This window comes from Streptomyces sp. SID3212, from assembly GCF_009865405.1.
Lineage (GTDB): Bacteria > Actinomycetota > Actinomycetes > Streptomycetales > Streptomycetaceae > Streptomyces.
Genome location: NZ_WWJY01001159.1, coordinates 13,448 through 30,069, shown reverse-complemented (window position 1 = coordinate 30,069; position 16,622 = coordinate 13,448). Strand labels below are relative to the sequence as shown.

At 73.8% G+C, this 16,622-nt stretch carries 1 protein-coding gene; it reads right to left on the bottom strand.

The annotated features are described in order from the left end of the window. Window positions 1-16,451: non-ribosomal peptide synthetase (locus tag GT042_RS34590; RefSeq protein WP_161312643.1), on the bottom strand; the 16,451-nt coding region annotated here is incomplete at its 3' end. Window positions 16,452-16,622: the final 171 nt, after the last annotated feature.

The following is a 16,622-nucleotide window of genomic DNA, read 5'->3' as shown; positions in this document are numbered from 1 at the left end:
ACGCCCTTGGGGCGGCCGGTGGAGCCGGAGGTGTAGATCAGGTACGCCGGGTGGCCGGGGGCCAGCGGGGCCGTACGGTCCGCGTCGGTGAGGTCCCGTACGTCGGCCTCCGCGAGGCGGGTGACCGTCCCGGGGTCGTCGAGCACCAGGACCGGCACCTCCGACTCCGGGAGCAGCGAGGCGAGTGCGCGGGTGGTCAGGGTCAGGACGGGCCGGGCGTCGGCGAACAGGTCGGCCGTGCGGGCGGCGGGCGCGTCGGTGTCGACGGGCAGGTACGCGGCGCCGGCCTTCTGCACGGCCAGGATCGCCGCGAGGGTGTGGGCGGTGCGGGGCAGGGCGAGTGCGACGAGCCGCTCGGGTCCGGCGCCCCGTTCGACCAGCAGGCGTGCCAACTGGTTGACGTACGTGTTGAGTTCGGCGTAGGTCAGTTCGACGCCGTCGGACGCGACGGCGGGCGCCCCGGGAGACAGCCGTACCTGCCGCTCGAACAGGGCGGGCACGGTGGTCGGCGGGGCCGGCAGGGCGCGGGCGTTCCACTCGTGCAGGATCCGGTGGCGTTCGCTGTCGCCGAGGATGTCGATGTCACCGAAGGGCTGGTCGGGGTCGGCGGCGACGGCGCGCAGCAGCCGGTGCAGGCGGTCGGCGAGGGCCTCGGCCGTCGACCGGTCGTACAGGTCGGTGCTGTATTCGAGGACGCCGTGCACCCCGCCCCCGTCGGCCTCCTCCACGAAGTCGAAGGAGAGGTCGAACTTGGCGGTGTCCAGGCCGGTCTCCTCCTCGCGGGCGGTGAGCCCGGGCAGCGCGGGGGCGCCGGAGCCGGCGGCCAGGTAGACGACCATGACCTGGAACAGGGGGTGCCTGGCCAGCGAGCGTGGTGGGTTGAGGACTTCCACCAGTCGCTCGAAGGGGACGTCCTGGTGGTCGTACGCGGCGAGGTCGGTGTCCCGGACGCGGGCCAGCAGTTCGCGGAAGCCGGGGTCGCCGGAGGTGTCGGTGCGCAGGACCAGGGTGTTGAGGAAGAAGCCGACCATGTCCTCCAGCGCCTCGTCCGTGCGCCCGGCGATGGGGCTGCCGAGGGGGATGTCGGTGCCGGCGCCGAGCCGGGTGAGCAGGGCCGCCACGGCGGCCTGGATCAGCATGAACATACTGACCTCGCCGTCGCGCGCCAGTTCCCGCAGGGATCCGGCGAGTTCGGGGTCGAGGGTGAGGTCGACGGACCCGCCCCGGTAGCCGGCCTCCTGCGGGCGCGGCCGGTCGGTGGGCAGGGCGAGTTCTTCGGGCAGTCCCTCCAGGGCCCGCTTCCAGTGGGCGAGTTGGCGGGCGGCCAGGCTGCCGGGGTCCCGCTCGTCGCCGAGGACGTCCCGCTGCCACAGGGTGTAGTCGGCGTACTGCACCGGCAGGGGCGCCCACTGCGGGGCGAGCCCGGCGGTCCGGGCCGCGTAGGCGGTGGAGAGGTCGCGGGTCAGGGGCAGCTCGGACCATTCGTCACCGGCGATGTGGTGGACGAGGACGAGGAGGACGTGCTCGTTCCCGCCCAGCTCGAACACCGTGACGCGCAGCGGGGGTTCACGGTCCAGGGCGAAGCCGTGGGACGCGGCTGCGGCGAGCAGGCCCGCGAGGCTCTCCTCGTCGGTGGGGACGACGTCCACGGCGAGGTCGTACGAACCGGGGGCGAGGATCCGCTGGTAGGCGGTGCCGCCCTCGTCGGGGAAGACCGTACGCAGTGTCTCGTGCCGCTCCGCCAGGTCGGCGACGGCGGCGCGCAGGGCCGTGGTGTCCAGGGCGCCGGTCAGCCGCCAGACGGACGGGATGTTGTACGTGGAGCTGGGCCCCTCCACCTGGTGGAGCACCCAGAGCCGTTGCTGCGCCGACGAGAGGGGCAGCCGGTCGGGACGGGTCCTGCGGACGAGCGGGGGCCGGGGGGCATCGCTCTGCCCGTCGGTCGCGGCCGACCGCTGGGCCAGTTCGGCGACGGTGGGCGCGTCGAACACCGTACGCAGCGAGATCTGCGCACCGAGGGCGGAGCGGATCCTGGCGACGAGCCGCATCGCGAGCAGGGAGTGGCCGCCGAGCGCGAAGAAGTTGTCGTCGATGCCGACCCGTTCGATGCCGAGGACATCGGCGAACTGCTCGCAGAGGATCTCCTCGCGCGGGGTGCGGGGGCGCCGGCCCTCGGGCGCGGCGGTGACGTCGGGGGCGGGCAGGGCGGCGCGGTCCAGCTTGCCGCTGACACTCCTGGGCAGCGCCGTCAGCGGGACGAAGGCGGCGGGCACCATGTGGGCGGGGAGCGCGGAGGCGACGTGGGCGCGCAGGTCCGCCGAGCCGGGGACGTGTGCCGCGTCCGCCGGGACGAGGTAGGCGACCAGCCGTTGTACGCCGGGGGTGTCCTCGCGGACGATCACGGCGGCGGAGGCCACGTCGGGGTGTCCGGCGACCAGGGCCTCGATCTCGCCCAACTCGATCCGGAATCCGCGTAGTTTCACCTGGTCGTCCGCCCGGCCCAGGAATTCCAGGGTGCCGTCGGCGTGGCGCCTGGCCCGGTCGCCGGTGCGGTACATGCGGCTGCCGGGGGCGCCGAACGGGTCGGCGGTGAAGCGCTCGGCGGTGAGGGCGGGCCGGTGCAGGTAGCCACGGGCGAGTCCCTCTCCGGCGAGGTACAGCTCTCCCGCCACGCCGACCGGGACCGGCCGGAGCACGGCGTCGAGGACGTGGGCGCGGATGTTGGCGAGCGGGGCGGCCCATGTGCGGCTGTCGCCGTCTTCGCCGGTCTCCCCGCTGTCCCCGCTGTGCCAGCCGTACGCGTCGACGGCGGACTCGGTGGGTCCGTACAGGTCGTGGACGACCGTGCCCGGCAGGGCGCGGAGCCGGTCCCACAGAGGAGCGGGGGTGGCCTCGCCGCCGACGGCGAGGACGGCGGGCACGTGGCTGCCCGGCGCCAGGAAGCCGTGGTGGGTCAGCTCCTTCAGGTAGGTCGGGGTGACGTCCAGGAAGTCGATGTGCCGGTCGGCGAGTTGGGCGAGGAGGGCGGCCGGGTCGGTCATCGTGGTCTCGTCCACGACGTGCAGCTCATGCCCGGCGAGGAGCCAGAGCAGCGGTTCCCAGGAGCCGTCGAAGCTGAACGAGGCCGCGTGCAGGGCGCGCAGGACGGTACGACCGGCGGCGCGCTCGGCGGGCAGGATCAGGTCCTCGTGGTGGGAGGCGAAGAGGTTGCTGAGGCCGCGGTGGGTGCCGATGACGCCCTTGGGGCGGCCGGTGGAGCCGGAGGTGAAGATGAGGTAGGCGGCGCTGGCCGGGTAGGGGGCGGGCGTCGTGAGAGGCCCGGCGTCCGACTCCTCCGCCTCCTCGGCGAGGAGGGTGTCCAGCAGAACGTGGGCGGGGCCGGTCTCCGGCAGCTTCGCCGCCAGGTCCTCGGTGGTGAGTACGCACAGCGGCGCCGCGTCCGTGAGCATGAACTCCAGCCGGTCGGCCGGGTATTCGGGGTCGAGCGGCAGGTAGGCGGCGCCCGAGGCGAGGACGCCGAGGATCGCCGGGACCATCTCGGCCCTGGGCAGGGCGAGGCCGACAACCGTCTCGGGCGCCGCGCCGCGCCGCAGCAGGGCGCGGGTCACGGACGCGGCCTTCGCGGACAGCTCGGCGAAGGTCAGCGACCCGCTCCCGGTGACGAGGGCGGTGGCGTCGGGCCGGTCCCGTACCGCCGCGTCGAACAGCTCGGGGACGCCGCGGGTCTCGATCGCCCGGTCCGTGTCGTTCCAGGTGGTCAGGGCAGCCGTGGCCTCGTCGTCGGTGAGGACCCGCAGGGCTCCGACGGCCCGCTCCGGCGCCTCGGCGACCTGCGCCAGCAGGCCCACCAGGCGTTCGGCGAGACCGGCCGCCGTGCCGGGGTCGACCAGGTCGGCGGCGTACTCCAGGAGCAGCACGAGGGACCGGTCACCGCCGTGGTCCACGAACGTGAAGTCGAGGTCGAACTTGGCCATGCCGGTGTCCATGTCGTACCACTCGGTCTCCAGGCCCAGCAGGTCCGGATCACCGTCGGGGCGGTAGTGGTAGCCGAGCATGACCTGGAAGAGCGGGTTGCGGTCCGCCACCCGCGCCGGGTTGACCGCCTCGACCACCCGGTCGAAGGGGAGATCCTGGTGCTCGAAGGCGGCGAGCGCGGACTCCCGTACCCGGGTGAGCAGTTCGGCGAAGGTGGGATCGCCGGTCAGGTCCGTGCGGAGCACGAGGGTGTTGACGAAGAAGCCGACGAGGTCGTCCACGGCCGCGTCCGTCCGGCCCGCGATGGGCGCGCCGAGCGGGATGTCGTCACCGGCGCCGAGGCGGTGCAGCAGGGTGGCGGTGGCGGCCTGGAACAGCATGAACATGCTGACGCCCTGGGCGCCGGCCAGCTCCCGCAGGGCGCTGCCGGTGTCCGCCGGCAACTCGACCCGTACGACTCCGGCGTGGCCGGTGGCCTGTGCGGGGCGGGTGCGGTCCAGCGGCAGGACGAGATCGTCGGGCAGGTCGCGCAGGGTCTCGGTCCAGTAGGCGAGCTGCCGCTCCCCCACCTCGGCCAGCAGGCGGTCCTGCCAGAGGGTGTAGTCGGCGTACTGCACCGGAAGGGGCGCCCACGCCGGCGCGTGCCCCTCGGTCCGTGCCGCGTAGGCGGTGTTGAGGTCGGCGAGGAACGGCCGGTCGGACCACTCGTCCGTGGTGATGTGGTGGAGGACGACGGCCACCACCTGGTCGGCGGGGCCGAGGCGCAACACCTCGGCCCGCAGGGGCAGTTCGGTGCTGAGGTCGAAGGGGCGGCGCTGCGCCTCCTCGACCCGCGCGGCCAGGTCGGCCTCGGCGCAGTCGGAGACGATCAGCGCGGGACGGGCCTCGTCGGCGGGCACGATCCGCTGGTACGGCTCGCCCTCGTACTCCTCGAAACGGGTACGGAGCGCCTCATGACGCCCGGTCACATCGTGGAGCGCCAGCCGCAGCGCGTCCAGGTCGAGGGTCCCGCGCAGCCGGAAGACCAGCGGGAAGTTGTAGGCGACACCGTCACCGGTGATTTTCTCGACCAGCCAGAGCCGCCGTTGGGCGGCGGACAGCGGGACGCGTTCGGGGCGGCGCGCGGCGGGTTCCAGGACGGGGCGGGCGGGCTGTCCGCCGTCGGTGCGGCCGGCGAGGAGTTCCGGGGTGGGCGCCTCGAAGAGGTCGCGGATGGCGAGTTCGGCGCCCAGTTCGGTGCGGGCGCGGCTGATGAGCCGGGTGGCGAGCAGCGAATGTCCGCCGAGGTCGAAGAAGTTGTCCTCGGCGCCCACGGCGGGCAGGCCGAGCACGTCGGCGAAGAGCCGGCACAGGATCTCTTCGCGGGGGGTGCGCGGGCCGCGGCCCTCACCCCGGGCGACGGCGGGCTCGGGCTCGGGCAGGGCCCGGACGTCGAGCTTGCCGTTGCCGGTCATCGGGAGGCGTGGCAGGACGGCGAAGGCGGCGGGCACCATGTAGTCGGGCAGGCGCTCCTTGAGGTCGTCGCGCAACTGCCGTACGAGACCGCCGGAACCGCGGGTGGTGGTCGGGGTGTTGGCGTAGGGCGGGGTACCGCCCTGGGGGCGGTGGAGCCCGGCGGTCAGGCGCGGGGCCGTACCGTCGTCCCGTACGAACACCGCTTCGTAGTGGCCGGGTTCTGCGGACCAGGTGGTGAGGGTGCGGTACCCGAGGCCGGCGGCCAGGTCGCGCAGCGCTTCGGGTTCCACTCCCCCGTCCGGTACGGCGTGCGGGCGGCCGGTGTCCAGGGCGCGCAGGGCCGCCAGTTCGCCCGCGGTGCGGGCGTCGGGGACGCCGGTGACGCGCAGGTGCGCCGGACGGCGGTCGCGCAGGTGCCGTACGAGGGTGGCGTCGTCGGTCCAGTTCGTCACGGGCGCCTCGGTGAGCCGGAGTACGTCGTCCGCGCCGGGTGCCTCCCGGTCCGCGTCGAGCAACTCCCCGTCCGAGTCCGGCGATTCCCGGTAGAGGACGGCGTCGTAGCGGTGGCGGGTCAGTTCGTTCTGGTGGCGTCCCGCCTTGGTGCGCAGGTCGACGCCGAAGCCGAGGGTGCTGAAGTAGTCGGGGTCGACGAGGAGTTCCTTCTCCAGCGCGATGCCCCGGTCCACGGCCCGCCGTACGGTCGCGGCGTCCGTGCCCTCCTCGGCGCGGGTGAGCTGGATGGCGGCCTGGAAGGCGCGGGCGAGGCGCAGGTTGCGTACGTCACCGACGAACAGGGCGCCGCCGGGGACGAGGAGGTCCATCGCGCCGGTGATGACCTCGGTGAGGTGGTCGATGCTCGGGAAGTACTGGATGACGGAGTTGATGACGACGGTGTCGAAGAAGCCGGTGGGCAGCCCGTCGGTGACATGGGCGGCCTGGGCGCGCAGTTCGACCTTGGCGGCCAGTTCGGGGTCCTGCCGCAGGTCCTCGCCGATCTTGCGGATGACGGGCGCGGCGAAGTCGGTGGCCCAGTAGGCCTCCGCGTCCGGCGCGAGCTGCGAGAGGAGCAGCCCGGAGCCGACGCCGATCTCCAGGATCCGGCGGGGGCGCAGCGAGCGGATGCGTTCGACCGTGGCGGCCCGCCACTCGCGCATGTCCTCCAGCGGGATGGGGGCGCCGTCGTACGAGCTGTCCCAGCCGGCGAAGTCCTCGGTGAAGACGGCGGTGTCGATCTCGGTGTACTCGGCGGAGTAGATCTCCTGCCACTCGCCGATCTGCTCGCGTTCCGCCTCTTCCTTGGCGGCGCCGGTGAGTTCGGCGGGGACGACGTAGCCGATGAGGCGCTGGGTGCCGGGCGCGGACGGGTCGTCGCGGGCGATGACGGCGGCCTGGGCGACCTGGGGGTGCCGGTCGAGCGCGGCCTCGATCTCGCCGAGTTCGACGCGGTAGCCGCGTACCTTGACCTGGTCGTCGGTGCGGCCGAGGAAGTCCAGGTTGCCGTCGGGGCGGCGGCGTACGAGGTCGCCGGTGCGGTACATCCGTTCGCCCGGTTCGCCGAACGGGTCGGCGACGAAGCGTTCGGCGGTCAGGCCCGGCCGGTCGAGGTAGCCGCGGGCGAGGCCGACCCCGGCGATGTACAGCTCGCCGGGGACACCGTCCTGGACGGGCCGCAGCCAGGCGTCCAGGAGGTGGGCGCGGGTGGCGCGGATCGGGCGGCCGACGGTCGGGGTGGCGCTGTCGTCCGTACCGCCGCCGAGGGTGTTGATGGTGTATTCGGTGGGGCCGTACAGGTTGTAGCCGTACGTGCCCTCGGTGTCGCGCAGCCGGTTCCAGACGGTCTCGGTGACGGCCTCGCCGCCGAGCAGGACCAGTGGGGGCCGGTGGCCCTCCAACAGGCCTTCCTCGATGAGGAGATGGGCGTAGGTCGGGGTGACGTTGACGACGTCGATCCGCTGTTCCTCGCAGTACGCGACGAGCGCCTCGGCGTCGCGGCGCAACTCCTCGTCACAGATGTGCACTTCGTGGCCCTCGACCAGCCAGAGCAGTTCCTCCCAGGACATGTCGAAGGCGAAGGACACGGTGTGGGCGATCCGCAGCCGCCGGCCGCCGGCCGAGGCGATGGCGGGTCCGAAGATCTCCTTCTGGTGGTTGAGCCGCATGTTGGTCAGGCCCCGGTAGGGCGTGACCACGCCCTTGGGGCGGCCGGTGGATCCCGAGGTGTAGATGACGTACGCCGGGTGGTCCAGGGCGAAGTCGACGTGCACCGGCCCCCCGGGCTGCGCGGCCAGTTCGGCGACGACCTCCGGGTCGTCCAGCAGGACGCGCGGGACGTCGCCCTCCAGGGTCTCGGACACGGCGGAGGTGGAGAGCAGGAGGAGCGGCCGGGCGTCCTCGAGCATCAGCGCGAGGCGGTCGGCGGGGTAATCGAGTTCCAGGGGGAGGTAGGCGGCGCCGGTGCGCAGGACGGCGAAGAGCGCGACGACCATGTCGAGGGAGCGCGGCAGTCCGAGCGCCACCACCCGCTCCGGGGCGGCGCCCCGGGCGATCAGCAGCCCGGCCAAGCGGTCGCAGCGCGCGTCGAGTTCGGCGTAGGTGAGCGTGCGGCTGCCGAAGACCAGCGCGGTCGCGTCGGGGGTACGGGCGGCCTGGGCGGCGAGCAGGTCGGCGACGGTCTCGTCGGGGACGGGCTCGCGGCTCGCGGCGTTCTCCCGTACCAGCGCGGCCCGTTCGGCGGGCAGCAGCGCGTCGAGACGGCCGACGGGCGCCGAGGGGTCGGTGGTCAGGCCCTCCAGGAGCAGGGTGAACCGGGCCAACAGGGTCTCGGCGTAGGGGTGTTCGATGAGGTCGGGGCGGTAGGAGAGGGTGATCCGCACCCGTTGTCCCGGCGTGACGACGAGGTTGACCGGGTAGTGCGTGGCGTCGACGTTGGCGACGGCGGTGGCGCCGTGCAGGTCGCGCAGCTCGGCGAGACGCTCCTCGGTGTCGGCGTTGCGCAGCACGAACAGGGTGTCGAAGAGCCTGCGGTGGCCGGTCTCGGCCTGGAGGACGCCGAGGCCCAAGTATTCGTGCGGCATGAGGGCGAGACGTTCGCCCTGGATGCGGCGGAGCAGGTCGAGGACCTGTTCGGCCGGGTCGAAGGCGATGCGGGCGGGCACGGTGTTGAGGAACATGCCGATGACGTTCTCCACGTCCGGCACCTCGCTCGGGCGGCCCGCCACCGTCGTGCCGAACACGACGTCGGTGCGGCCGGTGGCACCGGCGAGGGCGAGGCCCCAGGCGGCGTTGAGGACGGTGTTGAGGGTGAGGCCGTGGTGGCGCGCGGTGTCGCGCAGCCGGTCACTGGCCTCCGTGGTCAGGTCGGTGTCGAGGCTGCGCGGGATGACGGGTTCGAGCCCCCGGTCGGCCGCGGCGGGGACGAGCAGGGTGGGCTCGTCCAGTCCGTCGAGCGCGGTGCGCCAGGCGCCGGTGGCGTCGTCCTCGTCCTGCTGGTCCAGCCAGGTGAGGTAGTCGCGGTAGGAGCCGGGGCGTGGCAGGTTCCGGGCGTCGCCGCCGTTCTCGTACAGGGCGAACAGCTCGTCCAGGAACAGCCAGGCGGACCAGCCGTCCCAGAGGATGAGGTGGCGGCCGACGACCAGCCGGTCGCCGCGCTCCTCGCCGAGGCGGATCAGCAGCAGCCGGAAGAGCAGCGGGCGGGTGAGGTCGAAGCGGCGGGTGCGCTCCTCGTCCATCAACGCGCGCAGCCGTACGTCCTGTTCGGCGGCGGGGAGGCCGGTGAGGTCGACCTCTTCGAGGGGGATCGCCGGGTCCTTGACGATGAACTGGACGGGCCGGCGCAGCCCTTCACTGGTGAACCCGGCCCGCAGGCTGGGGTTGCGGGCCAGCAGCACCTTCGTGGCGGCGCGCAGACGGCCGGTGTCGACGCGGGCGGCGAGGTCGAACGACTCGTGGACGGTGTAGACGTCCAGGCCGCCGTTGTCGTACGTGGAGTGGAAGAACAGGCCTTCCTGGAGCGGCGCGAGGGGCCAGATGTCCTCGACGGCGCCGGGGGCGATCCGCTCGACGCGGGCCGTCTCCTCGGGGGTGAGCGAGAAGGAGTCGGTACGGTCCCGCTCGGCCCGCTCGCCGGTTGTCGCCTCGGTGCCGAGGGTCGCGGCGGCCACCGCGAGGGCGGCCGGGGTGCGGTGCTCGAAGATGTCGCGGGGGCTCAGGCCGAGGCCCGCGCGGCGGGCGCGGCTGGAGACCCCGATGGAGCTGATGCTGTCGCCGCCGAGGAGGAAGAAGTCGTCGTCCACCGAGACGTCCGCCAGCTTGAGGACGGCCGCGAAGATGTCGGTGAGCGCCTGCTCCCGGGCGTCCTTCGGGGCGCGGGCCGCGGCGCGGACGGTGGTCGGGGCGGGCAGGGCGCCCCGGTCCAGCTTGCCGCTGGGGGTGAGGGGCAGGGCGTCGAGGACGACGTAGGCGGTGGGCACCATCGGGGCGGGCAGCGCGGCGGTGAGGAAGGCCTGGAGCGCGGGGGCGTCCGGGGCGTGGCCGGTCGCGGGGACCACGTACGCCACGAGGGTGTTCTCGCGGACGGTGACGGCGGTCCGGGAAACGCCGGGGGCGCCGAGGAGGGCGGCCTCGATCTCGCCGAGTTCGACGCGGTTGCCGCGCAGTTTGACCTGCCGGTCGGTGCGGCCGAGGTATTCGACCGTGCCGTCGGCGCGGCGCAGGACCAGGTCGCCGGTGCGGTACATGCGGGTGCCGGGCGGGCCGTACGGGTCGGCCGTGAAGCGTTCGGCGGTGAGCGCGGCGCGGCCGTGGTAGCCGCGGGCCAACTGGACGCCGGTGAGGTACAGCTCGCCGGGGACGCCGGCCGGGACGGGGCGCAGGCAGGTGTCGAGGACGCGCAGTCCGGTGTTCCAGACGGGGCGGCCGATGGGCACGGTGGTGGTGCCGCCCTCGCCGTCGTCCGCGTACGCGTGGTGGGTGACGTCGACGGCTGCCTCGGTGGGGCCGTACAGGTTGCGGAGAGGCACGCCGGTGAGCGCGTGCCAGCGGCTCGCGGCGGAGACGGTCAGGGCCTCGCCGCTGCTGAGGACGCGGCGGAGACCACGGGCCCACGCGGAATCGCCGGTGACCTCGTCGGCCGCGAGGAACGCGTCGAGCATCGACGGCACGAAGTGCATCGTGGTGACGTGCTCGTCGCGGACCAGGGCCGCGAGGTAGGCCGGGTCGCGGTGGCCGTCGGGCTTGGCGAGGACGACGGCTGCGCCCTCGGTGAGCGGCCAGAAGAACTCCCACACGGACACGTCGAAGCTGGACGGTGTCTTCTGGAGGACGCGGTCGTCGGCGCGGAGGCCGAACTCGCCCTGCATCCAGGCGAGTCGGTTGACGATGGCGCGGTGGGTGACGACCACGCCCTTGGGCCGGCCGGTGGATCCGGAGGTGTAGATGAGGTAGGCGGGGTCGTCGGGTCCGGCGGCGAGCGGGGTCGCCCGGTCCGCCGGGGTGGCGGTCGCGGCGGGCACGTCGTCGTCCGGCGCGTCGAGCACCAGGGCGGTCACGCCCTCCGCGCCGGGCAGCCGGTCGGCCGACGCGGCGGTGGTGACCACCGTGGCCGCCCCCGAGTCGGTGAGCATGTGGGCCACCCGGTCGGCCGGGTAGTCCAGGTCGAGCGGGAGGTAGGCGGCGCCGGACTTGAGGACGCCGAGGAGGGCGACCATCAGCTCGGTGGAGCGGGGGACGGCGACCCCGACCACCTGGTCGGGTCCGGCCCCCCGGGCCCGCAGGCGCCGGGCCAGCCGCGCGGCGCGGGCGTCCAGCTCGGCGTAGGTCAGGTGCTCGTCGCCGAAGACCACGGCTGTGGCGTCCGGCGTCCTGGCGGCCCGGTCCTCGAAGGCGGCGGAGAGGGTGGTCGCCGGTATCTCGCGCTCGGCGCCCGCCAGTTGGGCCCCCGACCGCTCCGCCGGGGAGAGCAGTTCGATCCGTGCGGCGGGCTGCGCCGGGTCGTCGGCCAGCGCCTCCAGGATCAGCGCGAGCCGGCCGGCGATCGCCCGGACGGTGTCGCCGTCCAGCCGCTCGGCGTGGTGCTTGAGGCGCAGGTCGAGCCGCCGGCCCGGCTTCACCACGAGGGCGAGCGGGTAGTGGACGGCGTCGTGGAACTCATGGCCGGTGATCCGGACCGTGCCCGAGGGGTCGCGCAGGTCGGTGTCGGCGGGGTAGTTCTCGAACACCAGGAGGGTGTCGAAGAGTTCGCCGCCCCCCGCCAGGCCGGTGAGGCGCTGGATCTCCGCGAGTCCGAGGTGCTGGTGGTCCAGGAGCTGGGCCTGCTCGTCCTGGAGCCGGCCGAGGAGGGCCGCGAGGGTGTCGGCGGGGTCCCAGGTGAACCGGGTCGGCAGGGTGTTGATGAACAGCCCGACCATGGACTCGATGCCGTCGACCGCGCCGTCCCGGCCGGAGACGGTGGTGCCGAACACCACGTCCTGGCGGCCGGTGAGCCGTCCGAGCAGCAGGCCCCAGGCGCCCTGGACGACCGTGCCGAGGGTGACGCCGTGTTCGCGGGCGCGGGCGGCGAGCCGTCCCGTGGTCCGCTCGGACAGCTCGACACGGACCTGTTCCGGTCGCATCGGGGCGCTGTCGGCGGCGGTGGTGACCAGCCGGGTCGGCTCGTCGAGACCGGCGAGGGCGGTACGCCAGGTGGCGCGGGCGGCCTCGCGGTCCAGGCCGGCGAGCCGACGGAGGTACGTGCGGTACGGAGCGACGTCGGGCAGCGGCGCGGTGCCGGGCCCGGAGCCGTACGACGCCATCAGCTCGCGGTGCAGCACCGGCAACGACCAGCCGTCCGCCACGATGTGATGGAACGTCAGGATCAGCGCGGCGCGCTCGGGGCCGAGGCGCACGAGCGCGCAGCGCAGCAGCGGGGGCCTGGCCAGGTCGAAGCGGCGGGCCCGTTCGTCGGAGGCGACGGCCTCGGCGAGGGAGTCCCGTACGGACACGTCCTGCGCGGTCAGGTCGATCTCGCGCCAGGGCAGGGTCAGGCCGCCGGCGATGATCTGCACGGGTGTGCCGTCCGGGCCCTGCCGGAAGGCGGCGCGCAGGGGGGCGTGCCGGTCGAGGAGGTTCTGCGCGGCGGTGCGCAGGGCTTCGCCGTCGAGGGGTCCTGCCAGCTCGACGACCTGCTGGACCACGTACGCGTCGCGGTCGGAGCCACCGACGAGGGAGTGGAAGTAGAAGCCCTCCTGGAGCGGGGTGAGCGGCAGCAGGTCCCGTACGGCCAGCGGTTCCGCGCCCTGGATCTCGGCGAGTCCGGCGGCGGTGACCGCGACGAGCGGCTCCTCGCGGTCGGCGGCGCCCGTGCCCGCACGGTCGACGGCGACGGTCGCGAGCGCGGCGACCGTGCGGTGCCGGAAGACGTCGCGGGTGGTGAGCTGGATCCCCTCCTTGCGGGCCCTGATGAGGAGTTGGATCGCGGTGATGCTGTCGCCGCCGAGGGCGAGGAAGTCGTCGTCGACGGTGACGGAGCGCAGGCCGAGCACGTCGGCGTACAGGCCGCAGAGCAGTGTCTCCCGGGCGTCCCGGGGGGCGCGGCCCGAGCTGAGCGCGCCGTAGTCCGGGGTGGGCAGGGCCTTTTCGTCCAGCTTGCCGCTGGGGGTGACGGGCAGCCGGTCGAGCGGGACGAACGCCGACGGCACCATGTACTCCGGCAGCCGGTCGGTGGTGTGCGCGCGCAGGGTCTTCATCAGCGTGGTGATGTCGCGGAAGGGCACGGGCCGGTTGGCGTGCGGGAAGCTCCCGCCGGGCCGGTAGACCGTGCCGAGCGGCGTGTCGCCCGCCGCGAGGACGACGTCGAGGCTCCCGTCGTCGGCGTGGCCGTTCCAGGTGACGGCGCAGCGGTAGCCGTGCCGGGCGGCGAGGATGTGGAACGCCTCGGGGTCGATCCCGGCGGGGGCGGGGCCGCTGCTGTCCTCCAGGGCGCGCAGCGCCGAACTGTCCTCGTCCAGGCGGCCGTTGGGCACACCGGTGACCCGGACCCGGCGGGGGTGTTCGCCGAGGAGGTCGCTGAGCGCGCCGAGTCCGCCGAGCGCGAACCAGCGGATCTCCCGCGACTCCGGCGACTCCGGCGTGTCCTGAACGGTCGGGGGCAGCCCGGTCGCCGCGGCGGACGGGCGCAGCACGACGTCGTACCGGTAGCGGCTCAACTCGTTCTGGTGGACGGCCCGTTTGACGAGGACGTCCGCCTCGTAGCCGGGCAGGGCCGTGAAGTAGTCCGGATCGAGGAGCAGTTCGCCCTCCCAGCGGACGGAGCGCTCGACCGCCGCGCGCAGCGCGGTCTTGTCGCTCTCGTCGTGCCCGGCCGTCCCCCGGCTCTCGACGGCGGCGCGCAGGGTCCGCAGCAGCCTCATGTTCCGTACGTCGCCGACGAAGACGGCGCCGCCGGGCGCGAGCAGGGCCGTGACCTTGCGCAGCACCTCGGCGAGGTAGTCGGCGCTCGGGAAGTACTGGGCCACGGAGTTGATGACGACGGTGTCGAAGAAGCCTTCCGGCAGGCCCTCGGTGTCATGGGCGGGCCGGGCGGACAGCTCGACGCGCGCTTCCAGTTCCGGTACGGCCCCGACCTGCGCGCGCAGCGCCCGTACCGCCTCGTGGGAGACGTCGGTGCCCCAGTACGCCTCGCTGTCCGGAGCGATCCTGGAGAGGATCAGACCGCTGCCGACGCCGATCTCCAGCACCCGGCGGCCGGGGCCGAGCGCGCGGATACGGTCGACGGTGGCGTCCCGCCACTCGCGCATCTCGTCGACGGGCAGGGGGGTGCCGTCGTACATGCTGTTCCAGCCGGCGAAGTTCTCGCGGAAGCCCTGGCCCTCGGACCCGGCGGCGCTGTAGAGCAGTTCGTGCAGGTCCTTCCACTCCTCGACCCGGTCGGTCTCGTCGTGGCCGGGCCCGGTGTCGAGCGAGGGGACGACGTACGCGGCGAGCCTGCGCTCGCCGGGGCGGTCCTCGCGGGCGACGACGGCGACCTGGTCGACCGCCGGGTGGCCGCGGAGCACGGACTCGATCTCGCCCGGTTCGATACGGAAGCCGCGGATCTTGATCTGGGTGTCGGCGCGGCCGAGGAACTCCAGGCGCCCGTCGGCCTTCCACCGTACGAGGTCACCGGTGCGGTACAGCCGCTCGCCGGGTGCCCCGAACGGGTCGGCGACAAAACGCTCGGCGGTGAGGGCGGGCCGGCCGAGGTAGCCGCGGGCGAGACCCGCGCCGCCCAGGTACAGCTCACCGGGTACACCGGCCGGGACCGGTCGCAGGCGTGCGTCCAGGACGTAGGCCCGGGTGCCGGGGTCGGGGACGCCGATGGGGACGATCGTGCCGGCCGGGGTGTCGGGGTCGCAGAGGCCGAGGGTCGAGTTGGTGGTGGCCTCGGTGGGACCGTACGCGTTGAACATCATGCGGCCGCGCGCGTAGCGCCCGACCAGTTCGGGCGAGACGCGTTCGGTGCCGGCCAGCAGGGTCGCGGCGGGCGGCAGCCGGACGTCGTCGGGCATGGCCGCGAGCAGGGCGGGCGGCAGGATCATGAAGGTGATGCCGTGGGCGTTGGCGTAGTCGGCGAGGGGGGCGCCGGGCACCCGCAGTTCGCTCGGTACGACGACCAGCCGGCCGCCGGAGAGCAGGCCGAGGCAGAGGTCCCAGAAGGCCACGTCGAAGCTGGGCGAGGCGAATTGGAGGACCCGGCTCTGCGGTCCGATGCCGAAGCGCTCGCTCTGGGTGGCGACGAGCTTGGCGACGCCGGTGTGGGAGAGGACAACTCCCTTGGGCCGGCCGGTGGATCCCGAGGTGTAGATGACGTACGCGGCGTTCAGGACGGTGAGTTCACCGCCGCGGTCGGTGTCGGTGGGGTCGTGCGCCGGGCGTCCGGCCAGTTCTTCGGCGGTCTCCGGCAGGTCGAGGAGGAGCGTGGCGATCCCGTCCGCCGCGTCCGCCGCGTCCGCCGCGTCCTGCGCGTCCTGCGGGAGAAGTTCGGCGTCGGCCGTCGTGACCAGGCAGACCGGTCGGGCGTCCGCGAGCATGTACGCGATCCGGTCGGCCGGGTAGTCGCGGTCGACGGGCAGGTAGGCGGCGCCCGCCTTGAGGACGGCGACCTCGGCGACGATCAGGTCGGCCGAGCGGGGCAGCGCGAGGGCCACGACCCGCTCGGGACCGGCGCCGCGCGCGATCAGTGCGTGCGCGAGGCGGTTGGCCCGTGCGTCCAACTCGGCGTACGTCAGGCGCTCTTCCTCGAAGACGAGCGCGGTCGCGGCCGGGCGCAGGCGGACCTGCTCGGCGAACATCGCGGGCCAGGTGGCGGCCGGGACGGAGTGTTCGGTGGCGTTCCATTCGACCAGCAGCCGGTGGTGCTCGCCGGGGGTGGTCAGGGCCAGTTCGCCGACCGCCGCCCCCGGCCGGGCGACACCGTCCGCCAGCAGGGTCTCGTAGTGGCCGAGGAGCCGGTCGACGGTCGCGTCGTCGAAGAGGTCGGTGCGGTACGTCGCCTGGACCTCGCCCGGCACGACGTCCAGCGCCAGGTCGAGCGTGCCGGGGATGTCCTCGTCGGCGCTGTTCGCGCCGGCCGCCCGCACCCCCGTCCCCGTACCGGGGTCCGCGTCGAACGCGGTGTTGAAGAACAGTCCGCCGCCGCGCGTCGGCGCCGGGCGCAGCGCCCCGACCAGCGTCCGCAGCGGCACCCGGTGTTCCCGGGCCGCCGCGAGGGCGTCCTCCACGCGGCGTACCAGCGCGCCGAAGGTGAGGCCGCCGCCGAGGTCGACCCGTACCGGCAGGTTCTCGTACCCCACGGTGAGGTCGGCGGCGCCGCTGTACCGGTGCAACAGGGCGAAGTAGGCGGCGAGCCGGGTCTCGGCGGGGGCCACGGTGTCCGTGCGCCGGGTCCGTACCGACCGGCCCCCGGAGGGGGACACCGGGTAGGGGCGGTCGGCCGGCAGCGCCGTCTCGGGTGAGAGCGGTGCGAGCGCGTTCCGCCAGTAACCCACTGCTTCTTCGATAGCGGACACGGTGGCCGCGCCTCCCCAGGCAGGTCGGTTCCCGGTTCGGTGGAGCCCGGGTCGGACGCCATACTAAGGTAAGGGTTACCTAATCAAAAGCACCCACCCGCCCCGAGGCACCCCAAGGCCCCTGCACTACAGTTAAGGCCTGCCTAACCTAAGGATGTTGACGTGGAGAGA